Raw genomic sequence first — 23,112 nt, 5'->3', positions numbered from 1 at the left:
TGATAAATTGCGACCAAAGGTCAGAAACGTAAATGATACAATTACTCACGCCTCAACATTGGAAAACCTACAGATTGATAGATTCCGGAAATTTTGAGAAGCTGGAAAAATTCGGAGATTTTATTCTGTCGAGGCCAGAGCCGCAGGCGGTCTGGGATAAGTCTATGATGGAAGGAGAATGGCAGAAAATGGCTTCTGCTTTTTTTAAAAAGGAGAAAAACAATCCTGAAAAAGGACAGTGGGAGCTAAAAAAAGGGATGCCTGAACGATGGTTTATGAATTATAAACAATCTCAATTTGAGCTTTCATTTAAATTAGCTTTGTCATCTTTTAAACATGTAGGGATTTTTCCTGAACAAGCTACCAATTGGGATTATATTTATCAGAAACTAAAAGCGATAGCACAGCCACAGGCTAAGGTACTCAATCTGTTTGCCTATACCGGCGGCGCTTCTCTGGCTGCCAAACGGGCTGGGGCAGAAGTGGTGCATGTGGATTCAGTGAAACAGGTAGTAAGCTGGGCAAGGGAAAATATGGAAGCCAGTGGCATGGATAATATCCGCTGGATTGTAGACGATGCCCTCAAATTTGTGAAAAGAGAGGTAAAAAGAGGCAATGTTTACCAGGGAATTATTCTCGATCCTCCGGCTTACGGAAGGGGACCAGATGGAGAAAAGTGGGTGCTGGAAGAGAATATCAATGAATTATTAAAATTATGTAACCAGTTGCTGGATAAACAACAGCACTTTTTTATACTCAACCTGTATTCGCTCGGGTTTTCTGCCCTGATTGTAGACAACCTGGTACACAACTGCTTTGGAAAAATAGCAAACCCGGAATATGGAGAACTTTTTTTAGCCGATCAGTTTAACAAAAGGTTGCCTTTGGGGGTTTTCTATAGGTTCAGTACGCATTAATTTTTAGCTTCCGGATGTATAAAAATCTGAAACAAAGTTTTTTACTTGTACTATTTATTTTCCTATTTGCCTGCAATTCCTCGGACCGGGATGATGCTACCTTACGTTTTTTTCAACGGGGCAATGTGGAGTTGCGTAAGCGTGAATACAGGGAAGCTATTCGGTTATATACTGAAGCTATTGAAACGGACAGTGCTTTTGCAGATGCCTTTAACAACCGGGGAATTGCCAGATTTAACCTTGCCGACTATAAGGGTGCTATTGCCGATTATACCCATGCTTTAAAAATTGCTCCTTCCTATACAGATGCCTATTATAACCGTTCCAACGCTTATTTTGAACAGGGAGATTATAAGGCTGGCCTGGAAGATATAAACAGGGTAGTGGAAATTTATAAAGATACAGCTAAAGTTTATCTGAGCCGTGCTACCATAAAAATTCAATTAAATGACTATGCCGGAGCGGCCAGTGATTTTGACCGTACCCTTACCCTTGATTCTGCTAATGTGGAAGCATATGTAAACCGGGGCTTTCTCAAATATAATTTAAAAGAATATGTAGCTGCTGAAACTGATTTTCAGAAAGCCATAGAGCTGGATAACCGCCAGGATTTTGCTTACAACAATTTAGGTTTATTACAGGCACGTACCGGGAATTATACCAGAGCACTTACACTGCTCAATGAAGCTATTTCGTTAAATCCACAACAACCCTATTATCTCAATAACCGGGGCTTTGTTAAATTAAAATTAGGGCAACCGGAAGAAGGTCTGGCTGATATTGAAGCTTCGTTGCGCCTGGACAATAAAAATGGATGGGCGTACCGCAACCGGGGTGTTTATTACCTGAATGCTGGGCAAACGCAACAAGCACTGAAAGATTTTCAAACGGCAACCAGGTTGACCTATAATATAGAACTGATTCATTACTATCTGGGTCTGGCCTATGAGAGAACCGGCGATAAAAAGAAAGCCTGTGAAGAATGGACGCTTTCCCTACAGTTGGGCGAAAGTGAATCTGACGAACTGCTGAAATCGAGATGTGGATAGTTAAATACTTACGAATTACGAATTCTTAATGGCTTATTTGTATGTAAATCTTAGCTAACTTATTCTTTTAATCATCTGACATTTTACTCATCGACTTACCACTCACTTTACCGGATCATACCCGCTTCCTCCCCAGGGATGACAACGGCCGATTCTTTTTAAGCCTAACCACATTCCTTTCCAGGGACCATATTTTTTAATGGCATCTATGCTGTACTGCGAACAGGTTGGTGTGTAGCGGCAGGCACCGGGTAAAAACGGCGATATAGCGTATTGATAAAACCGGATGAATAAAACAAATGCTTTTGAAAACATAGTTTGCTAGATTTAGGAACAAAAAAGTCTAATTTAATGTTAACAGATTGCAAAAAATCGTTATATTGACGAGTATTTATATTGCCCTGGTATCTGTTAACGGGAATATACCAGCAAAAAGTTTACAAGGCATACATGTACCATTCTTTTATTCCATGAGCGCTGTGGCGTAAAAGAATTCATATCCAATGAACAGCCTCTCATCGTGAAGCTTTATTTGTTTTAAGATTGTTTATTGATTTGATTCTTTTAAATTTATTGGGACATGGCACCTAAAAAGGAATTTCCAGAAGACAACATCCGGCCGCTCTATCCTGATTCTTCTGGTTTAGAACCAGGCATCACAGAAGGACCCTTGCCTTTTATTCTGCAACAGTCAAAATCAATGTCAGCAATGGTATGCCTGTTTATTATAGCAGGTATTGCCCTGTTGATGTTCACAAAATTCGATTATACTAAAGGGCTTGTACAACATTATAGTGAGTATGAAGATTTTTCTGCTGTGTTGCCTGAATCAGCGGCTGAAAAATTTGCCCAGGCTGGTACAGCCCTTGCCTATAGAACTGATCACAAAGAGTACCTTCAGCCCTTGTATGCATTAATCAAAGATAATCCTGAAAAAGATTCCCTGCATTATTATCTGGGGGTGGCATATTTCCAGTTGGAAGACCCAGTTAATGCAGCCCGCAGCTTCCGGAAAGTATTGCGTCAGCCAGCTAGCAAGCTTATATTTAAATCGGAATACTGGCTAGGCTTATCCTTCTGGCAAGGCGAAAATATACAGGAAGCCAAATCTATATTTGAAAAAATAAGCCGCCAACCCAGACATCCTTACCGGGAAAAGGCTGCCAGCATCCTTAAAGAACAAGATTTTTTATAAATTCTTATCTGCCAGCCATTCTTGAATTATTCATAAACCTGATCTGCCAGAGAAATTCTTTCCTGCACATACAAAAGCTTGTCAAATTATAAATATCTTTGCCGTTTCTAAAATGAAATGGTAGTGATAGTGCTGTATGCTCAACTTTTAATATACAAGTAACTTAATTCCAGCAAAGTTATTTTGCATAGTCAGTTTTGAAAGAGCAACTTTCAATTACAATTTTGTTTATTAGATTTGATGAAATGAAACTGCAAACTGTTACCAAGTAGTGATTTCACTATAATCTAAAGCCGTTTCCAGATTGTTATTTATACACATATTTCAATCGTTAATTGACCCATATGTCTTGGTTTACCAGAAAAGAAAAAGGAATTAATACGCCAACCGAGCTGAAAAAAGAAACACCGGATGGATTATGGCATAAGTGTTCCAACTGCAAAAAAGTAATGCACACCAGAGAGCATAAAGCCAATGCATATACTTGCATCCACTGTAATTATCATGAAAAAATAGGTTCTGACGAATATTTTGAATTACTTTTTGATGGAAATACCTTTACTGAACTTGATGCAGATATGAGTTCTTCTGACCCGCTTCAGTTTGTAGACTCAAAGCCTTATTTAAGCCGGATTGCGGCCACCCAGAAAAAAACCGATAAAAAAGATGCGGTACGAACAGCTTACGGCCCAGTAAATGGATTGGAAATAGTAGTAGGGTGTATGGATTTTGATTTTATTGGCGGCTCCATGGGTTCGGTAGTGGGAGAAAAAATTGCCCGGGCGATTGACCATGCCTTAGCTAACAAGATTCCTTTTCTGATGATCTCCCGTACCGGAGGTGCCAGAATGATGGAAGCCGGATTTTCATTGATGCAAATGGCTAAAACGTCTGCTAAACTGGCATTACTGGCAGAAGCGAAGATTCCCTATGTGTCTCTCTTAACTGACCCGACTACGGGCGGTGTTACTGCTTCCTATGCCATGCTTGGTGATTTTAATATTTCGGAACCTGGGGCACTCATTGGATTTGCTGGCCCTAGGGTAATCAGGGAAACTATTGGGAAAGACCTGCCAAAAGATTTCCAGAGTGCCGAATTTGTATTAGAACACGGCTTTCTGGATTTTATCGTAGATAGGAAAGAATTGAAAACCAGACTGACCTCATTATTTACCATGTTAAAATAATCATACCATTGCAATTCCTAAAAAAGACCTTCTGCCACCATTCAGAAGGTCTTTTTTCTGGCAGTAGGTTTAAAATAATTAAGTAAACGGTTATAATTCAGATGACCTTTTTTTGGGTTATTGATGTTTAAAAGCAGCACATCTTATCTACTATGGCTACAGAAGACCCATTGAAAGAATTGCTGGAATCAGAGAACCAGCATGTAAATACCCTCAACGATATTGTACTGGAAGCCCTTCAGGAGGAAGACTTAATTACCCGGAAGGTAATGGAAACACCCCAGGAAAAGCCTACTGTAGGAAATCGTATTTCGGATAAAGTAGCTGAATTCGGAGGAAGTTGGAAGTTTATCCTTAGCTTCTCTGCCGGATTGGTTATCTGGATTTTTATCAACACGGTGGTATTAATTGATAAACCATTCGATCCCTATCCCTTTATTTTGCTCAACCTGATTTTGTCATGTGTGGCAGCCCTTCAGGCACCTGTTATTATGATGAGCCAGAACCGGAAAGAAGCCAAAGACCGGAAGCGGGCTGAAAATGATTATCTGGTGAATCTGAAAGCGGAGGTAGAAATTCGTAATCTCCATCGGAAAATAGACCTGTTACTGGCAGAAGATTTCCGCAACCTGTGCGCCGTTCAGAAAATACAGATTGAAATGCTGGAAGAACTCAAAAAAAGATTGGACAATCCGGTACAAGGCAAATCGTAGAAATGTAAGAAACTATGCGTTTAATTCACCATCCAGTCCTTTGCAATTATTATGTAACCTACCGTTGTAATGCCAGTTGTAATTTCTGCGATATCTGGGAAAAGCCGTCTCCCTATGTAACTATAGAAACTGTAACCCAAAACCTGAATGATCTGAAGAAATTAGGAGTAAAAGTAATAGACTTTACCGGAGGCGAACCCCTGCTGCACCGGCAAATAGATCAGCTGCTGGCTCTGGCGAAAGAAAGAAAATTTATCACAACTCTCACGACCAATGGTTTACTCTATCCAAAATATGCGCAAAGATTAAAAGGCAAGGTAGATATGCTGCACTTTTCACTCGACTCGCCAGAGAAAGAAGAACATGATTCTGGAAGGGGAGTAGCCTGTTTCGATCAGGTGATGGAATCTATCCAGATTGCCAGATCATTGGGTGAAAGGCCGGATATTTTGTTTACAGTTTTTGAACATAATGTACATCAGATAGAGAAAGTATGGGGAAATATATGTTTGCCCAATGGGCTTGTATTAATATTGAATCCGGTATTTGAATATAAAGGGGTAGAAACAGGTAAAAGTTTATCTGCTCAAACGTTAGAAACATTGCTTTACTGGAGTAAACAGAAACAAGTGTATCTAAATGAAGCCTTTATTTCTCTCCGCCAGGATGGAGGCAATCATATTGCAAATCCTGTGTGCAAGGCCGCAAGCAGTACCATTGTGATTTCTCCCGAAAATAAACTATTACTCCCTTGCTATCACCTTGGTATAGACCAAATTGCTATTGATGGAAATCTCTTCGATTTATATCACTCTGAAAGCGTACAAAAACTAATTGCTTTGGAAGGCAGGCTGCCAGCTTGCGAAGGGTGTGTTATTAATTGCTATATGCAGCCGTCATTTGCTGTAGAAATGAATAAATACTTTTGGAAGGCTTTGCCGAGTACGCTAAAATACAATTATTTAAAAGGAACCTGGAAACAATTATTTTAGTGAACAGTTTCTTATATAATTCCCAGCCCATTTAAAAAGAGGATATAAAAAAATGAATTGGAATGTGAGATACTGGCCTTTTTCGCAGAAATAAATTGTAACAAACCGTTTAAAGATTTAAGTATTTATCACTTATATTTGTAACTCGTATCCGGGGGATACGTTCCTAATTTTCAACAAAAACAACAGTTCAATGACCTCAGTTGTAATTACATCAATAGTTGCTTTCACGATTGTAATTCTCTTACTGGTATTTGTCCTTCTGTATGCCCAAACCAAACTCGTTCAAAGTGGTGATGTAACCATCCTTATTAATGGGGAGAAAAAATTGGTTACTTCTGCAGGCTCTTCCCTGCTTTCTACGCTTTCTAATGAGAAAATCTTCTTGCCTTCAGCCTGTGGCGGTGGTGGTACCTGTGCCATGTGCCGTTGTGTGGTAGAAGAAGGGGGAGGCGATGTGCTGCCTACAGAAACCGGTCATTTATCCAGAAAAGAGCAACAAGACCATGTCCGGCTGGCTTGCCAGGTAAAGGTAAAACAGGACATGAAGATCAAGGTGCCTGAAGAAATTTTCGGTATCAAGAAATGGGAATGCGAAGTAGTTTCTAACTATAACGTAGCTACCTTTATCAAAGAATTTGTGGTACGGCTTCCGGAAGGCGAGTTCTTAACTTTTGAGTCTGGTGGTTATATTCAGATTGATGTGCCGGCGATAGAAGTGGATTTTAAAACCATGGATATCACACCTGATCCCAATGTAGATACCAATAAGGATAAATACCGTCCTGACTGGGATAAACTGAAGATCTGGGACCTGAAAATGAAAAACGACGAGCCTTTGTTCCGGGCTTATTCCATGGCTAATCATCCGGCAGAAGGTAACATTGTGATGCTCAACATCCGTATTGCTACCCCACCCTGGGACAGAGCCAATAATAAATTTATGGATGTAAATCCGGGCGTTTGTTCTTCTTATATCTTCTCCAGAAAACCAGGCGATAAAGTAACGATCTCTGGTCCCTATGGCGAATTCCATATTAATAAGACAAAGCGGGAAATGGTGTACATTGGTGGTGGAGCAGGTATGGCGCCGCTCCGGTCTCATATCTTCCATTTATTCCATACCGAAAAAACCGACCGTAAAGTATCTTACTGGTATGGCGGACGTTCGGTAAGAGAATTATTCTATACAGAGCATTTCCGGAACATAGAAAAAGATTTCCCGAATTTCAAATACAACATTGCCTTGTCGGAACCTATGCCAGAAGATAACTGGACTGGTTACAAAGGATTTATCCACCAGGTATTATTTGAAAACTACCTCAAAACCCATCCGGACCCTGAGGATATTGAATATTACCTTTGCGGGCCGCCTATGATGAACGCTGCCGTACTCAAAATGCTCGATGATTTGGGTGTTCCCCCAGAAAATATCCGTTTCGATGACTTCGGAGGTTAATTCTTAAATTATAATAATATCATCAACAGAAAAGCCAGACTAATTGTCTGGCTTTTCTGTTGATAAGAAAAAGGTAGAATGGAATAAGTCTACTTAGCAGGATTGTTAAAATGCCGGTCAGCAAAATTTAAATATTGTTGCCAGTCGTAGGCATTAATGTCATGTTTTCCAGAACGGATATGATAAGCAACCACATCTCCAACTGGTTGATTAACATCTGGCATCTGAACAACTCCAAGGCCTTTTTTATTGAACAGTTGATAAACAGGCTCTGCATGTTTGGCTCCGAGGAATTCGCCTTTGGGATCGGCCCACTGATCTTCAACAGCACTGGCAACATACAATGGTCTGGGAGCCATTAAGGCCAAGAGCATGTGCTGATCGACCGGAAGTTGATTAGGATCTTTGTTATATTCTTTAAATTTGGCAACAAACCAGTGCGGAAAACTGGTATTGATTACTTCCACTGTTTCTCCATAATTCCTACGTGCCAGAGCAGCGCCACCTTCCCCAGAGTTATTAGAGATAACGATAGCAAAACGGGTATCATTGGCGGCAGCCCATAATGCGGCTTTACCTAAGCGGGAGTGTCCGGTGAGTGCTACTTGTCTGGCATTCACCAAAGGTTCTGTTTCTAAGTAATCCATCATCCTACTCAATCCCCAGGCCCAGGCACCAATGGCGCTCCATTCCTGAGCTTGCAGGCCAAGCGATTTGGCAAGCGTAGTACGGATACCAGTTTTCCATCCCTCTGCATGGTCAGGCTCAAGGTCTCCATAATAGGCAGTGGCAAGCCCATAGCCACGTGAAATCAGTTCTTCCAGTTGCCATCTTTCCGTCTGGAACCCACGGGAAGCAACATTGGCTATATTGTTTTCTACACCGGTTGGACCGTTAGCTATCCATCCTGTAGGTAAATTAATTCCCGGGTCTGTATGAACGGTTTGATTTCCGTAGAAATTAAGTCCGGCAAAAACCGGAACCGGTGATTTTGCTTCTACAGGAAGATATAATAAAACTTCCATTTTAGGGGAATTAGCGTCTTTGCCAAAAATAACTGCAATCTGCTTGCGAATGGCTTTGCCATCTAAAGCCATTGAATCTACGGAAAGCGTGCGGAAGGTTAGTCCAGCAACTTTTCCCGGCATCGCTCCATATACATGTGTTTTAAATAAATTCAGGATAGCAATCCGTTGCTTTTCCCATTGTTTGGAACTGGTAACGGTTTTTCCATTCTCCATCCGTAAGGGATCGGGCAACTGGTAGGGTTTTATTTTATCTTCATCATAATTAGCAGGCATTTGTGCAGAAGCCGGAAGAAAGCAAAAATTGATTCCCAGCGTATATAAAGCCATTTTAAGTAAAGTAGACAGTTTCATAGGTTTGTAAAAAGAATGAAATGATTATTAAATAAGTAAAAAAGGATAATGTTGAACAGAGAAATAAACATTATCCTTGATCAACCTTTCTTCAATATACCATAATAGGCGCAGCATCGCTATATTAAGACCAGGATTTTTACATCAGCAAACGCCAGATACCAGTTAAGAGCAGCAACAGGAGGGAAGCAGGGGTAAGTACTTTCCAGCAGAGATACATAAGCTGATCAACACGGAGGCGGGGGTATGTCCAGCGGACCCACATCTGAACAAAGATCGCTATAAACGCTTTGCTAACCAGCCAGAAAGCACCTGAAATGTTTCCATATATTGTTCCAGGAGCACCACTGGTCCATTCGGCTAATTTAAAAGCTCCGATGTTGGGAAAAGGGGTGTTCCAGCTTCCCAGAAAAAGCACAGCGCCCAGTAAACTTACCAGCATCATCATGGCATATTCCGACAAGAATAAAATGGCAAAGCGGAAACCTGAATACTCTGTGTGAAAGCCGCCCACCAGCTCTGATTCAGCTTCAGGAATATCAAAGGGAGCCCGGTTACATTCAGCCAAAGTAGCTATGAAGAAAATAATATAAGCAATAAAAAACAGGGGCATCCGAAAAATATTCCAGGTAAGAATACCACCCACCTGCGTAATTTCAATACCAGTAGCTTTTAAGCCAAACAGATAATTTGTTTCATTGATATAAGAAATATGAACGCTTTGATAGGTATTCATCCATATTCCCTGCTGGTAACTGATCTCCTGAAGGTCCAATGTCTGGCATAGCATCACCACACAAAGCACCATCAGCCCGACCGGAACCTCATAAGATATGATTTGTGCGACAGACCTCATCGCGCCAAGCAGTGAATATTTGTTATAAGAGCTCCATCCAGCCATCAGTAAACCAATGATATCAATCGAAATAATGGCCAGCAGGTAGAAAACGCCAACTGTGGCACCCGAACCCATAATATCCGGCGTAAGTGGAAGAACGGCAAACCCGGCAAACACTGATGTAAAGATGAGCAGGGGAGCCAGCATAAATAATCGCCTGTCAGCATTGGCCGGAATAATATCTTCTTTCTGTAAGAGCTTTACAAGGTCGGCTACTGTTTGTAATAAGCCGTAATAACCTACTTCCATTGGTCCCAGTCTATCCTGAATAAAGGCAGATACTTTACGTTCGGCATACACAGCCAGTATCACATAAAGCAATATAAAAGTCAGGAACAGGAAAAAGGCAATAATAGCAGAAGTCATGGGTTAGCTTTATGTACGGATAACCGGATGTCAAATTAATAAAATTTATATAGGAAAGGCGCTGGTTGTTTTCGTTAAGAACCAGATTTTATGGCTATAAAAATAGATAAGCAATCCGGATTTATTAGCTTAATACGTTTCCATTCCCTCCACTACTTTCTCAGACACTACTTTACTTTCTGCATTATAGGTAAGCAAAAGTTTTTCACCAGTTTGCACCTGCATTTTGCGTGGATTCCATTGCTGCAAGTCATTTACAGCATAAGCATCATATACATAATCGGTTGCAGCAATATTCCGTTTTTGTAGTTCAAAGCTAAACCTGTTTTCCTGTGGGCTGAATGCTAAGAGATCGTATCTACCTTTTCCGGGAAGCCCTTGAATGGTTGTTAGCGTCTCTTTGGATAGAGGAAAGAAATAAGATTCTTCTACGCGGTTTGTTTTCAGATTCAAACGGTAACACAACAAACCAGTGAAACTGCCATTACTTTCACTGACGGCTGCCAGGTAAAGCCGGTGATCTGGCAGAAATACAAGTTTAAAACTATTCCGTCTGGTACTGCTTGCACTTATTTCAATCAGAGAAGCATTGCCGGAAGCAGGTTCGTATTGTAAAAGTTCGATGCCATCTGCTGCATCAGTATTGAGTAAACACACATTCCCGGAATGGGTTACAAATATACCATGATTGGTTTTGCTTTCATCTATGGGCAAATTAAAAGTTTGTAGTACCTGCAACTCAGCATTTAGCAATATGCAATGGACATACAAATCAGGCTGGCTGTAATCATAGCGGTAACAGAGTATAGTTTTATTATCAGGCGAATAATTTACCTGGTATTGATATTCCAGTGGAGCCTGTGTATCACTACGTCTGCCCGACAGCACTGCATTTTCGAATGTTTGCCGGACGGTTCCTTTCCCTGGATAGTTCTGCCAGGGATTGATCAGGGATGAATCAATGGTGATTTCCTGCAATTTCTGCCGGTTTTGAGATGAATAAGCGACTGCTTTCAAACGGGTGTACTTTTGCTTCAGGTCAAACTTCACCAGAAAAGCCAGATGTTTACTGGAAATCAGCGTATTACTAATTACTTGTTCCTGTGCCTGCAGAGGAAACGGGTATTCCTGTTTCTGGGCAAAAGTTTGAACGGCAACTGCCAGGAAAAGCAATACTAAAATTTTTGTAAATCGATTGTTGAGTTGCATCTGTACAGATGATTGTATACAAGAGGAGAGAAGGGATAAGAAAATACCTTTCATCGCACTTTTTCTAATAACTCATAAATCGCTGCATAGATTGTATCCAGCTCATCATTTGTGATTACATACGGCGGCAAGATATACACTACATTTCCAAGCGGACGAAGCAGCAAGTTTCTCTCCATAAAATAAGTATATAAACTATTACGCACTTCATTGAAGTAAGAAGTTTCTGTGCCGGTTTTCACTTCAATCGCGAGGATAACGCCTTTGCAACGCATGGCTTCCACAGCCGGATGAGCAGTTATTTGTTCCATAAACTTCTCATGCTTGGCAGCAATGCGGCGCATGTTGGCCTGGCAATCTTCTGTAAGCAGTAAATCTAAGCTTGCGTTGGCGGCAGCACAGGCTAAGGGGTTGGCTGTAAAAGAGTGTCCATGAAAAAAAGTTTTCATCAGATCGTCGGAGTGATAGGGTTGCATCACCTCAGCCGTGCAGGAGGTTACACCCAAAGCCATCGTGCCTCCGGTTAAGCCTTTGGATAAGCACATAATGTCTGGCAGTTCCCGACAATACTCAGAAGCGAACAAACGGCCGGTTCTGCCAAAACCGGTCATTACTTCATCGGCAATACAGAGGATATTATGTTTTCTGGCGACGCTCAGCATCGTATCAAGTATCTCCGGCGCATACATACGCATACCGGAAGCGCCTTGAATTAAAGGCTCATATATAAACGCAGCTACTTCTCCACTTTCCGCTAAGGCGGTAAAGGAATGAATCACCTCGTTTACAGATGGACAAACGGATGTTTCACCAGAGTTTCCTCCACAGCAGTCTTGCTTTTGGCAGGCCGGAAAATCAACAAAGGCTACTTCAAACAGGTAGGGATTAAATGGAGCTGTAAAGGGACTACGGTCACCCACAGACATAGCTCCGAAGGTATCTCCATGGTAAGAACCATTGAGGGCAATCACTTTCTTTTTTGAAATTCCCTGGTTATACCAGTATTGAAATGCCATCTTAAGTGCCACTTCTACGGCTGTACTGCCATTATCAGAGTAAAATATCTTATCCTGGTTGCTAGGTAGAGTGTCAAGGAGCCGTTCGGCCAGTTGAACAGCTGGCTCATGGGTGAAGCCAGCAAAGATGACATGTTCGAGCGTAGTAGCTTGTTTGTAAACAGCTTCGGCAATATGCGGATGAGAATGCCCGTGCAGGTTTACCCACCAGGAGGAAATGGCATCGAGTATCTTTCTGCCGTCAGATGTGTACAGGTATACACCTTCCGCTTTGGTCAGGCTGATAACCTGATCAGCATCTGGTAAAGGAGTAAACGGGTGCCAGATGGCTTGCTGGTCTCTTTCTTTTAAGGTTTTCGCTTGGGTAGAAGGTAAAAGCATGGTGTAAATATAGTAAAAGTCATTGGTCAATGGTCATTGGTCAGCAGTAGATTAAGTTTGATGTGTAGTTGTCATACATTAACATAGTAGTTTTCTTCATAAAAAAGTTTTTAAGCCCTATCGTAATCAGGGAATGATTTATAGGATGAATTGTTTGAAATCTGATAATCTCTGTGTAAACTGAGTGCTTGAAAATATTGTCCGGAACATTAACAAATGACTACTGACTATTGACCCATGACTTTTATTATGCCTACTTCCAGAAGAAATTTTATAGTAAAAAGCTCTTTACTCAGCGGATTAATGCTTTCATCTGCTCTGCCAACAAGAGCTGAAACAAACAAAAAACCTGTTGAGAGTAAAAAAGAAACCGTTTACCTGTGGGAAAAAGGATCGAAGAATGATTTACCTACTGAAGAAAGTGAACGGCCTAAACTGGAAATATATTTACCTCAGCAAGCGGCAACCAACCGGAGATGTGTAGTCGTTTGTCCTGGAGGTGGGTATTACGGAATTGCAGAAGACCATGAAGGAAAGCAAGTGGCCGAACTTTTTAATGGGCATGGGATTGTAGCAGCACTATTGTTCTACCGGCATCGTACACATCAGCATCCGGCTCCTTATGCTGATGCCTGCCGGGCTATGCGGATCATGCGTAATAATGCAACTACTTACCAGATAGACCCGAATAAGATTGCGATTATGGGATTCAGTGCCGGCGGACACCTGGCCTCTACTGTAAGTACCCAGCCAGACTTATACAAAGACCCTCTGGATGATCTGGTAGCTAAAGTTTCTGCCCGCCCTGACCGGGTGATTCTGGGTTATCCGGTGATCAGTTTAGGGGAATTTGCCCATATTGGTTCCAGAGACAATCTGCTGGGTAAAAATGCTGATCCTGCCCTGGTAAAACAACTTTCGAATCATTTACAAGTAACTGCCCAAACACCGCCAGCTTTTCTTTTCCATACGGCAGACGATGCGGGTGTGCCGGTACAAAATAGTTTACTTTTCGCAGAAGCCTGCGTACGGCACAAGGTACCTGTAGAATTACATGTGTTTCCTAAAGGCAAGCATGGAGTAGGGCTGGCGCAAAACGATGCTCATTTAAAAATCTGGCCACAGAATTTATTAAACTGGTTAGACCAGTGGGCTTAAGCCGGTAAAGCTTGTTAGGCAATCATTACATCATTCAGGGATAACATAGTAATCTATAACCTAAACAACGCTATCTGAACTTTTGGAGATAGACGCTTTTGGTCAGGAGATGTATGCTCCGGCGTATGAAGTGTACGCTTAAGGTGAAACAATGTCAGGCTGAGCTGAAACAATGTCAGAGTTATTTTTGGGGAAGAACTCTGAGTTTTTGGAAATGGTGTGTTTAAGTGAAGCATTATCCTTTTCAATTCCGGGTATGTGTGCTTTCAGTCAAACAATATAATCTTCAGCAACAGCGACGAACATCTGATTTCCTGAGAAGAAAGATATGGACAAGATAATGCACCTAATGAGCCAGAAAATACTCATGGCTGATTAAGTGATGGGTGCCAGGATAATAGATAAATAGGAAAAAGTAACAGCTAAAAAGAAATGAAATCCAAATAATCTTACTTGCAAAATCGGACAGACAGAGCGGATGTTTTGGTTGCCTGATGAGTATTATATAAACTGCTGTTCATACTAACTACAAATACTCATGAACAACATTCAGACAAGTAAGCTAAACATGTATAAAGCCGTGCTACATGTGTGTGAATCTAACCATGTTTTAGTCAATACGATTCCAGCTTCTGCCGGTATTCTGCAGGAACTAACTACAGCCATCAGCCAGATTGAAACTACATCGCTGACACAAGGCCAGAATACAACTGGTATTACCCAGGACAAAGCCAGCCTCAAACATAACCTGGCCGAACTTGCGGCAGAAGTAAGCGGAGCCGTAGTAGCCTATGCAGTAAAAAATAAAAACAATGAGCTCAGAGCAGCAGCTGATTATTCCTACACAGATATTACCCGTTACAAAGATTCAGATACTATACATTGTTGCCAGATCATTTTAGGCAAAGCCCAGGCACATGTAACAGAACTAATCCATTATGGCCTTACTCCGGCTAAACTCGAAACATTACGGGTTTCAGTAGATGCATTCAGCACTATTATTGGCCGCAGGCAGGCACACAAAGGCACCAAAGTAGCCGCTACCAAAGACCTGGATAAACTCTATGAAGAAACAGATATCCTGCTTAAAGATATACTCGACCGGCTTGTACTTCCTTTCAAAAAGACGGATATCAACTTCTTCAATAAATACATGCATGCCCGCCAGGTGATTGAGTTAGGCAAACGCAGCAAAACGGAGGAATCGGAGCCTGTGAAAGCTTAAATATATTATGTGCTTATCGATAGGGATGGGTTTATTAGATATAGATATATAGGAAATACACACAACTGTTCTTACAGTTGTGTGTATCCACATATTATCGGTAATCAAAATGAAAAAAGAATACTTACAATATATATTACTGATAGGAGGCATTCTTATGTGGATTGTCTCCTATATATTAGATTATAAGTTAATCTATCCCTCCGCTATTATCGGATTTTATTTAGCTCCTTTTTTAACATTGATAGGTATAATCGTATGGTTTATCAATTATAAAGAAAAAAATAAGTGCTTCCCTAATCCATTCCAATCCTTGTATGAAATTAGCCAAAACCATGGAGGACCATTTGCTATTCATGCTATCATGTTAGAGTTTTTAGTTAGACATGTTTTACAATTTTGGACTTTTTGCTTTGTAGTATGGATGATAGCATTACATTTAATAAGTAACTCATTTAGAAATACAGATGCTTTTCAAGCACTTACAACAAAACTAAAAGAGGATCCCATTACCATTGAAAAGACTGGTGGTATTGAAGGATTCGGCTTTTTAGTAGGTGGAACTTTAACTAATCTAGGCTCAAGCCAAAAAGCAGAACTATCATTTTCTGTGATTGGTAAAAAAAATAATTTAAAAGGAAATGTATTAATGGAGAATGTATCTTCTTGGAAAATAATCCAATTAGACTATAGATAAAAGATTACCGATAACACCAGCTTTGCCAATTAGCTGCCCATTTAGCACAAGTCTCATCTTGAGGGCACGCAATGGAAAGCATTGTTGCATTAAACCGCATTTGAAGTAGATATGTATTTTATAATCACTATAGTTGTTGGAGCGTTTCTCTGGTACTTCTCGCGACAGGCGGTTGTACAACCTATCCAAGCAGACGGGAAATCAATTTTAAGATTAAATTCGGCATTTGGACTATTAGCAATTGTTTTCATGGCATTAGGACTATTTATGCTATTTTATTCTTTTGTAGTAAGAGACTTTTCGATAGACGGAGTTATAATCATGGTTGGACTTTCGAGTTTCTTCTTTGGTATGGGCTACTGGATATTTACGTGGTATCGTAATCATCGGGTTATCTTTGATGAAAATGAGGTGACGGTAGTAAATCCAAATAGAAACCAAAAAACGTTTCAGTGGACTCAGATAAGGGACGTAAAATTCAACGCCTGGACAAGCAAGTACATATTGACTTTAGAGTCTGATGAAAAAGTCGGAGTATACCAATATTTAACAGGAATCGAAGATTTTATTAATAGAGCGCAAAACGCTGCCCAACAGTGCATATGCTAGCATTAATCTCCAGATCAATTGAATAGGGAATTGAAAATGCACCTCTTTTTAATTTTTAGTATTGCCCTAGGTTTTAATTGTTTTAGCCAAAATCTACAAGTGATTATTATGACAGACACTTCAATCATTTATAATGAAAAATTACCTGTCTGGATTGTTCCAGTTTCAGGTTGGGGAGAGGAAGCGTATGAAAGAATGAATGCCTATAAACAGGTTGCTGAGTTATGGAAGCTAAACATTGAATTCTCAAGCAGACTGGGGACTTTTAACAGTTATAAACATGCACCATCTGTTGCCAAAGAAATCCGGGAACACAATGGAAAAGCGTTTGAGAGGTATCAAAAGGAATTTGGTGAAAACTGGCAGCAAAAGTTTATGGAGAAAGTTAATACAATCATGTGTGAAAATTAACGAATGTACATGGGTTCGATACTGTTTGTACTTTAATTGATAGCCTAATTTAGAAGTCTTACAAAATAAAATCGGAATGAAACAAATATACAGTTTAGCTATCCTAAGCTTTTGGTCACTATTTTACTAACAACTTCGTCTGTTGCTCAAATTGCCAGGCATACGTTCTACGTGGATGGCAGCTTCAATTATTCTAAGAAAAATAACACCGGTAGTGCTAACAATCAGGAACGCAGCATTCAGGCTGCGCCTAATATTGGCTTTTTCATTAATGAGCGGATTTTGCTGGGCGTAGGAATTAATTATAGTCAAATCAATACGGAAGGCCAACTACTTAATGTTGTTCAAGGGTATCCGGCTACTAACATTGAATCAATTACAAAAACGGTAGCTCCTTTACTCTTTGTTAAATATATAAAACCCATAAACGATAAGTTTAGCTTTGCTGTGAAGGGAACTTACCAATATGGTTTACAAAAGACAGATATAAGCCTGAATGGTACTTCTTCTGTTTCATCTGCTTCATATGATACAAGAGTATCTTCTTTCACGTTGTCTCCTGAAATACTTTTTTTTATAAGTAAACGAATAGGGATGCAGGTAAATTTTAATGGACTAAGCATTACTTCAGGCAATAAGCAGGAATTCAGCAAGTCCGTTAAGTATACTGATTACACTTTTAGTATCAATCCATCTACATGGAACCTTGGTCTTTTCTTAATACTAGGGCGTAAACAACTCTAAGGAAGGAACTGAATGAAGAATATTGTTGATTAACAATAGAACTACATAAATGTCGCATTTGCCCCTCCAACTTGTCGTAGCTGCACTTTAGCAAAAGCACGAAATCGCATACATTTATAGATAATTATGCTTTTGATAACAGATCAATAGCGAAGTAGAACATGAATGTTCACCTTTAAAATATAGTTGTATGCAAGTAACAAAAGCCACTACTATCGACGAGTACATCGCCACTTTTCCGGAAGACGTTCAACAGAAACTGGAACAAATGCGGACTACTATTAAGCAAGCTGCACCGGAAGCACAGGAAGCCATAAAATATGCCATGCCAGCTTTTATCTACAAAGGCAACCTGGTATATTTTGCTGCCTTCACTCACCACATCGGGTTTTATGCCACACCCACCGGGAATGGAGCTTTTACTGAGGAATTATCTGCGTATAAAATGGGGAAAGGATCTATTCAGTTTCCGCTCGATCAGCCTTTGCCTTTACAACTCATCAGCCGTATGGTGAAATACAGGGTAGAAGAAAACCTGCAAAAGTCTAAGAAGAAATAGAAGTCCGAACAAAAGGTTTTTGCAAACCCGAGGAAAATGAAATGATGGCAAAGTAAAAGATAGCTGTCTGTGTAGGATAAATATTTGTAGCCTCTGCAGGTATTGATCTGCTCAAAGATTGTTATTTTAACCGTGCATTCATCATTAATCTGCTAGGCTTATATGAAGCACCCTTGGTTTGCGATTGTTCTTATTTGTATCTCCACTTTTGTCTTCGCACAGCGTGCAAGAGACTGGGGAATTCCTTTTGAAGGTACGCCCGGAAAATACAATGCAATTACTGATGTTGCCGGTGTAGAAGTAGGCTATACCACCTTGATCTCAGGTTCGGGAAAGAGTAGCATTGGAAAAGGTCCGGTGCGAACTGGCGTAACAGCTATTCTGCCTACCGGCAAAACCCAGCGCCCGGTGTTTGCCAACTGGTATAGCCTGAATGGAAATGGCGAAATGACTGGCACTACCTGGATTACTACCTCTGGTTTTCTGGAAACTCCCATTTTGATAACCAATACCAATAGTGTGGGTGTGGCCAGAGATGCGATGCTGAAATGGTTTGTGCAGAAAAACTGGTATAGGAATGATAAAGGATTTTACAAAGATTTCTGGTATACGTATCCGGTGGTCGCCGAAACCTACGACGGCTTATTGAATGATATTTACGGTTTTCACGTAACGGAAAAAGATGTATTTAATGCCCTGGACAATGCCAGAACAGGTGTAATTGCCGAAGGAAATGTAGGAGGGGGCACTGGAATGAATTGCCTGGGGTTTAAAGGGGGAACCGGAACTTCCTCAAGAGTAGTTAACATAGGAGATTCTACGTATACACTGGGCGTGCTGGTACAGGCAAACTTTGGCGGAAAGAATAATTTTACGATCGCCGGCGTACCGGTCGGAAAAGAATTAAAAGATACCTTAAACTTTAAGTTTGTAGCCCCTCCGCAATCTTCTAAACCAGAAGGCCAAGGTTCCATAATTGTAATTGTAGCTACCAATGCACCTTTGCTTCCCCATCAGTTGAAAAGAATAGCCGAAAGAGTAACCATTGGCGTAGGAAATCTGGGCGGACGAGGTGAAAATTCTTCCGGTGATATATTCCTGGCTTTCTCTACTGCGAATGCGACTGCTTTTTCAAGAGAGGCCACTACAAGCGTAAATATGCTTGCCAACGACATGATCAATCCTTTATACAATGCAACAGTTCAGGCTACTGAGGAAGCAGTGCTCAATGCAATGGCGGCTGCCCAAACCATGACTGGCGTGAATGGAAATACTTCTTATGCACTTCCCAGAGATGCAGTAGTCAGAATTTTAAAAAAGTATAACCGTTTGCAGGAGAAGTAGATAATTCTGTAAACAGATACAACACCTTGTTATAAGTAACTAATATTTTACAAATTTATCTGTAAAGCGGAGGGTGGGAGAAGTAATCTGAATAAGGTAAGTCCCTGCCGGAAAAGAGGAAGATTTGAGATAGACTGTATTTTTTTCTATAGCAGAAGCAATATTCTGCTCTGAAATGATTTTTCCGGTTGTGTCAAAAATACGAACCGTTAAAGCTGTATTTCGTTGGGAAGGATTCACCCAAAGAGTAAAGGAATCTTGAGAAACCGGATTGGGATAAAACCTGAAAGCTTCCTGGCTGCTTTTTAGTTGTTCGCTGGCAATCTGGGAAGCTTTTGTAAAATTAGGAATTCCATATCCTAACAAAGAATCCGGACTATTGGCCTGGCTGGCAGAGCGTTGTAAAATATCAATTACCTGCATATTGGTCAGTTGCGGATATGCCTGCCAGAAAGAAGTAGCCAGCCCAGCTAAAATAGGGGAAGAAAATGAAGTTCCATTCGAACTAATCGTACTTCCGGAAGGCGAGCTTAATACAGCCCCTGGCCCTGAGCGGCTAGATTCGGTTTTATCCGTTTATCGGCTGAAGGTCCTCTCGAACTGAAAGGGGCATACAAGCCATTTACATTTACAGCGCCAACCGTTAGAACTGAGTCTGCATCAGCAGGCGCAGCAATCGTTTGCCATGGATCATCACCTTCGTTTCCGGCACTATTCACCACCAGAATCCCAGCGGCGGCGGCTCTGTCAGCAGCCCTGGTAATTAAAGCTGTATTTCCATCCATATCTGATCTGCGGTAACTCATCGCCGGGTCATCGAAGGTATTGTAGCCAAGGGAAGAATTAATCACATCTACACCTACACTATCCGCATATTCTGCCGCTAAAAGCCAGTTAATTTCTTCCATTCTGGATTCAGAACCAGATTTCTCTGTACGGAGCAAAAGATAATTAGCTTCAAAAGCAGTTCCAATGATAGCTCCGGGCTGGTAGGCAGCCATTGCTGAAAACACCTGTAAGCCATGCGAATCATCTTCATATACACTCGTTTCCTGGTCTACAAAATCATAAGTGCCTAGTATGCGGTTGTTATCAAATACATGTTTTAAGGAAGCAATCTGGTTGGCATTGCGAAAACCAGCATCCATAATGGCTACCCACATATCTTTTCCTCTATATCCCTGCTGATGCATAACATCAGCCCCAATCATGGTGATCTGATTGGCCGAAAAACCATAATCGAGCAAAGGTGCAGGCGTTTCACCGATCCTGGCATTTGAGTTAGTTTTAGGACTTGGAGCAGTTTTTTTGGAAGAAGAATACCGGCCATTTACTTTTTGCCAGTTGCCGGTTGGAGAAGATTTTACAAAGGGCAACAGTTTGACAGCAGCTAAATTAGCAGAGTCTGCTTCAACGAGCACGGCATTCATCCACCTGGAGGTATACCACACTTCAACCCCGGTTTGGCGGATTGCTTGTACATAGGCAGGATTTACTGGAAGGTCACTTATATTGATACTAATATTTTGCCGAAGCCTGCGTTCGATTGCTCTGGGAGAGAGAAAACTTTGAGGAGAATTGAGAGTATAAGGTGAATTATTTTTGTCGGTGAGCTCGATAAAGTATTTATTCTTCTGTGAAAACACACTTAAGTTCAAACAGCACAATACAAACACCAGCGCATACCTATATTTAATTCTTTCCATAACTATTTAATCGGTAATAAGATTCACTCCCAAAATCAATTTTCTTTTTCCCTAAACAATCCGATGAAGACTGGCAATAATATACGACAACTTTTTCTTTATAGATCATTCCAACATCCTTTGCATATACTTCCAGGCGTTTGTCTTTACCCACAATAGAGAGAGTATCGGCTTTATGAAATACAGTGATGGTATTATTGAACTCATGCGTGGATAACTTATAGGGTTTATCAATGCTTTGCATGAAATATTTTTCTTCTCCTAAAATATTCTGAGCATTTCCGTTCCAACTTTGCTGCTCTTCCAATGGAAATACCATCTTTACAAAAGATACATTATTTTCTATCCGGATTGCCTGACTTGGGGTACGTTTAGCTGTCCAGACAGAATCCAGTTGCCAGCTGGCAACTGGATCTTTGCGGCTGTAGCGTAATACTTTAAACGCAGTTTCTCCAGCCAGATCTGTAAAAGACTCAGTTACTTCGTCTTTTACCTGGTAAATGCGGGTAATGGGATTTGCCGTGAGTGCGTAATAGGTTTCGTGAACATCATATATGGCATAACTACCTGTTTCTAACGGAAAATAATCATACCCTAAACGGCTGGGATCTGGTTCAACTTTCCTGCTTTCGCAGGAAGCAAAACAGGCAACCAGGAAGATGAATGTAAGGTAGAAGTATATTCTTTTTTCCATAGCTGGTAAATTACAAAATTCAGCAGTGGCGATTGAATGAATCTTTACTCATACCCTACATGATCATTCCAGAGAATGCTATGATTGGGTAGTATTTTCCTGATGAAAACTAGACGTAATCCAGCCTCCTCCAATTACATCGTTGCCTTCATAAAAAACAGCTGCCTGACCGGGGGCAATGGCATTTACCCCTTCATGAAACAATACTTTCATGCGGTTATCTACTTGTTCAATCAGTGCCGGAGCGCCTGCATCTTTGTAACGAACTTTCGTAACCGTATGCGTAGGTTTGCCCAGCAGATCAGCATATTTTACCATATTCAATTTACTTACCCACATGCCATCTTTGGTCAATTCTTTATAAGTGCCTAAAACAACACGGTTCGTATCTTTTTGGATTTCAGTTACAAATACCGGATAACCTAAAGCAATACCTAAACCTTTTCGTTGCCCTATGGTATAGAATGGGTAGCCTTCATGTTTGCCAACTACGGTTCCATCTTCTAATATAAATTCACCACCTGCCACTTTTTCAGTTAAGCCTTCAACCCGTCTTTTCAAAAAACCACGATAATCATTGTCAGGCACAAAGCAGATTTCGTAGGATTCTGATTTATTCACTAAATCAAAGAAACCTCTTTCTGTGGCCATCTGGCGGATTTCGGTTTTGCGTAAATGCCCGAGGGGAAAAATGGTACGGCTCAGGCTTTGCTGAGAAATACCCCACAGAGCATACGACTGATCTTTGTTTTCATCCAACCCTTTGGATATTACATAACGGCTATTTTCTTCACGGATATTTGCATAGTGACCAGTAGCAATATATTCACAATCCAGTTTATCTGCCCGGCGCAGCAAGGCATCCCATTTAATATGGGTATTACACAACACACAAGGATTAGGCGTACGTCCTTCCAGGTATTCGCCTGTAAAATGATTGATCACATAATCGCCAAACTCTTCCCGGATATCGAGAATATAATGAGGAAAACCCAGACTTACAGCTATCTGCCGGGCATCATTAATGGAATCCAGGCTGCAACAGCCGGTTTCTTTTTTAGAACCGCCAGCTGTAGCATAATCCCAGGTTTTCATGGTCATTCCTACTACTTCATAGCCTTGTTCGTGGAGTAATACAGCGGCAAGTGAACTATCGATGCCGCCACTCATGGCTACCAGTATCCGTCCTCTTTTGCTCATAATT

The 23,112-nt window shown here is 40.8% G+C and carries 24 protein-coding genes; 15 read left to right on the top strand and 9 right to left on the bottom strand.

Annotation, left to right across the window (positions count from 1 at the left end; translation table 11 throughout):
- The first annotated feature begins 32 nt into the window (after positions 1–32).
- Positions 33–917: an RsmD family RNA methyltransferase gene (locus tag GXP67_RS34715; RefSeq protein ID WP_162447377.1), complete on the top strand. Its 885-nt coding sequence runs from the start codon at positions 33–35 to the stop codon at positions 915–917.
- Positions 918–931: 14 nt separating this feature from the next.
- Positions 932–1,966, top strand: coding sequence for a tetratricopeptide repeat protein (locus GXP67_RS34710; RefSeq protein ID WP_162447376.1), 1,035 nt, complete (start codon positions 932–934; stop codon positions 1,964–1,966).
- Between the two features lie 102 nt (positions 1,967–2,068).
- On the opposite strand, the gene yidD is transcribed toward GXP67_RS34710, so the two are convergent.
- The gene (yidD, locus tag GXP67_RS34705; RefSeq protein WP_162447375.1) at positions 2,069–2,281 is read right to left on the bottom strand and encodes a membrane protein insertion efficiency factor YidD; all 213 of its coding nucleotides are present in this window, start codon (positions 2,279–2,281) and stop codon (positions 2,069–2,071) included.
- Positions 2,282–2,546: 265 nt separating this feature from the next.
- Here yidD and GXP67_RS34700 point away from each other — a divergent pair, with 265 nt between their 5' ends.
- The 5 genes from GXP67_RS34700 (at position 2,547) to nqrF (ending at position 7,512) form a co-directional block, all read left to right on the top strand.
- The gene (locus GXP67_RS34700; protein WP_162447374.1) at positions 2,547–3,161 is read left to right on the top strand and encodes a tetratricopeptide repeat protein; all 615 of its coding nucleotides are present in this window, start codon (positions 2,547–2,549) and stop codon (positions 3,159–3,161) included.
- A gap of 344 nt (positions 3,162–3,505) precedes the next feature.
- A complete protein-coding gene (accD, locus tag GXP67_RS34695) occupies positions 3,506–4,348 on the top strand; it encodes an acetyl-CoA carboxylase, carboxyltransferase subunit beta (protein ID WP_162447373.1) in 843 nt (280 codons plus the stop codon).
- Positions 4,349–4,500: 152 nt separating this feature from the next.
- On the top strand, positions 4,501–5,061 hold the full coding sequence (locus tag GXP67_RS34690) for a DUF1003 domain-containing protein (RefSeq protein ID WP_162447372.1): 561 nt from the start codon (positions 4,501–4,503) through the stop codon (positions 5,059–5,061).
- 14 nt (positions 5,062–5,075) lie between these two features.
- Positions 5,076–6,053 carry a radical SAM protein gene (locus tag GXP67_RS34685; RefSeq protein WP_162447371.1) on the top strand — a complete coding sequence of 326 codons (978 nt, stop codon included), beginning with the start codon at positions 5,076–5,078 and terminating at the stop codon, positions 6,051–6,053.
- Positions 6,054–6,246: 193 nt separating this feature from the next.
- On the top strand, positions 6,247–7,512 hold the full coding sequence (nqrF, locus tag GXP67_RS34680) for an NADH:ubiquinone reductase (Na(+)-transporting) subunit F (RefSeq protein WP_162447370.1): 1,266 nt from the start codon (positions 6,247–6,249) through the stop codon (positions 7,510–7,512).
- An 89-nt stretch (positions 7,513–7,601) separates the two neighbouring features.
- Here nqrF and GXP67_RS34675 read toward each other — a convergent pair whose 3' ends face one another.
- The 4 genes from GXP67_RS34675 to bioA form a co-directional block, all read right to left on the bottom strand.
- Positions 7,602–8,891 carry a glucuronyl esterase domain-containing protein gene (locus GXP67_RS34675; RefSeq protein WP_232064764.1) on the bottom strand — a complete coding sequence of 430 codons (1,290 nt, stop codon included), beginning with the start codon at positions 8,889–8,891 and terminating at the stop codon, positions 7,602–7,604.
- A gap of 139 nt (positions 8,892–9,030) precedes the next feature.
- Positions 9,031–10,155: a complex I subunit 1/NuoH family protein gene (locus GXP67_RS34670; RefSeq protein ID WP_162447369.1), complete on the bottom strand. Its 1,125-nt coding sequence runs from the start codon at positions 10,153–10,155 to the stop codon at positions 9,031–9,033.
- A 129-nt stretch (positions 10,156–10,284) separates the two neighbouring features.
- Positions 10,285–11,364: a hypothetical protein gene (locus GXP67_RS34665; protein ID WP_162447368.1), complete on the bottom strand. Its 1,080-nt coding sequence runs from the start codon at positions 11,362–11,364 to the stop codon at positions 10,285–10,287.
- A gap of 50 nt (positions 11,365–11,414) precedes the next feature.
- Positions 11,415–12,761: an adenosylmethionine--8-amino-7-oxononanoate transaminase gene (gene bioA / locus GXP67_RS34660; protein WP_162447367.1), complete on the bottom strand. Its 1,347-nt coding sequence runs from the start codon at positions 12,759–12,761 to the stop codon at positions 11,415–11,417.
- Positions 12,762–12,998: 237 nt separating this feature from the next.
- On the opposite strand from bioA, the gene GXP67_RS34655 reads away from it, so the two are divergent.
- The 8 genes from GXP67_RS34655 to GXP67_RS34620 all read left to right on the top strand — a co-directional run bounded on the left by GXP67_RS34655 (position 12,999) and on the right by GXP67_RS34620 (position 19,508).
- Positions 12,999–13,919 carry an alpha/beta hydrolase gene (locus GXP67_RS34655; RefSeq protein WP_162447366.1) on the top strand — a complete coding sequence of 307 codons (921 nt, stop codon included), beginning with the start codon at positions 12,999–13,001 and terminating at the stop codon, positions 13,917–13,919.
- A 538-nt stretch (positions 13,920–14,457) separates the two neighbouring features.
- Positions 14,458–15,144 carry a hypothetical protein gene (locus GXP67_RS34650; RefSeq protein WP_162447365.1) on the top strand — a complete coding sequence of 229 codons (687 nt, stop codon included), beginning with the start codon at positions 14,458–14,460 and terminating at the stop codon, positions 15,142–15,144.
- Positions 15,145–15,253: 109 nt separating this feature from the next.
- Complete coding sequence (locus tag GXP67_RS34645) at positions 15,254–15,841, top strand: hypothetical protein (protein WP_162447364.1); 588 nt, start codon at positions 15,254–15,256, stop codon at positions 15,839–15,841.
- Between the two features lie 111 nt (positions 15,842–15,952).
- Positions 15,953–16,450 carry a hypothetical protein gene (locus GXP67_RS34640; protein ID WP_162447363.1) on the top strand — a complete coding sequence of 166 codons (498 nt, stop codon included), beginning with the start codon at positions 15,953–15,955 and terminating at the stop codon, positions 16,448–16,450.
- A 108-nt stretch (positions 16,451–16,558) separates the two neighbouring features.
- On the top strand, positions 16,559–16,861 hold the full coding sequence (locus GXP67_RS34635; protein WP_162447362.1) for a hypothetical protein: 303 nt from the start codon (positions 16,559–16,561) through the stop codon (positions 16,859–16,861).
- 111 nt (positions 16,862–16,972) lie between these two features.
- Positions 16,973–17,605: an outer membrane beta-barrel protein gene (locus GXP67_RS34630; RefSeq protein ID WP_162447361.1), complete on the top strand. Its 633-nt coding sequence runs from the start codon at positions 16,973–16,975 to the stop codon at positions 17,603–17,605.
- Positions 17,606–17,795: 190 nt separating this feature from the next.
- Positions 17,796–18,164, top strand: coding sequence for an iron chaperone (locus GXP67_RS34625; RefSeq protein WP_162447360.1), 369 nt, complete (start codon positions 17,796–17,798; stop codon positions 18,162–18,164).
- 162 nt (positions 18,165–18,326) lie between these two features.
- Complete coding sequence (locus tag GXP67_RS34620) at positions 18,327–19,508, top strand: DmpA family aminopeptidase (RefSeq protein ID WP_162447359.1); 1,182 nt, start codon at positions 18,327–18,329, stop codon at positions 19,506–19,508.
- A 39-nt stretch (positions 19,509–19,547) separates the two neighbouring features.
- On the opposite strand, the gene GXP67_RS34615 is transcribed toward GXP67_RS34620, so the two are convergent.
- The 4 genes from GXP67_RS34615 to mnmA all read right to left on the bottom strand — a co-directional run bounded on the left by GXP67_RS34615 (position 19,548) and on the right by mnmA (position 23,108).
- Entirely contained in the window at positions 19,548–19,985 is a 438-nt protein-coding gene (locus GXP67_RS34615) for a T9SS type A sorting domain-containing protein (RefSeq protein ID WP_394351992.1), read from the bottom strand.
- 53 nt (positions 19,986–20,038) lie between these two features.
- On the bottom strand, positions 20,039–21,214 hold the full coding sequence (locus GXP67_RS37930) for a S8 family serine peptidase (RefSeq protein ID WP_162447357.1): 1,176 nt from the start codon (positions 21,212–21,214) through the stop codon (positions 20,039–20,041).
- The gene (locus GXP67_RS34605; RefSeq protein ID WP_162447356.1) at positions 21,201–21,908 is read right to left on the bottom strand and encodes a hypothetical protein; all 708 of its coding nucleotides are present in this window, start codon (positions 21,906–21,908) and stop codon (positions 21,201–21,203) included. Before GXP67_RS34605 ends, GXP67_RS37930 begins: the two co-directional genes overlap by 14 nt.
- A gap of 78 nt (positions 21,909–21,986) precedes the next feature.
- On the bottom strand, positions 21,987–23,108 hold the full coding sequence (mnmA, locus tag GXP67_RS34600) for a tRNA 2-thiouridine(34) synthase MnmA (protein ID WP_162447355.1): 1,122 nt from the start codon (positions 23,106–23,108) through the stop codon (positions 21,987–21,989).
- Between the last annotated feature and the right edge of the window lie 4 nt (positions 23,109–23,112).

Origin of the sequence: Rhodocytophaga rosea (assembly GCF_010119975.1) — a bacterium.
GTDB lineage: Bacteria > Bacteroidota > Bacteroidia > Cytophagales > 172606-1 > Rhodocytophaga > Rhodocytophaga rosea.
This window is presented reverse-complemented; position numbering and strand designations above follow the sequence as displayed.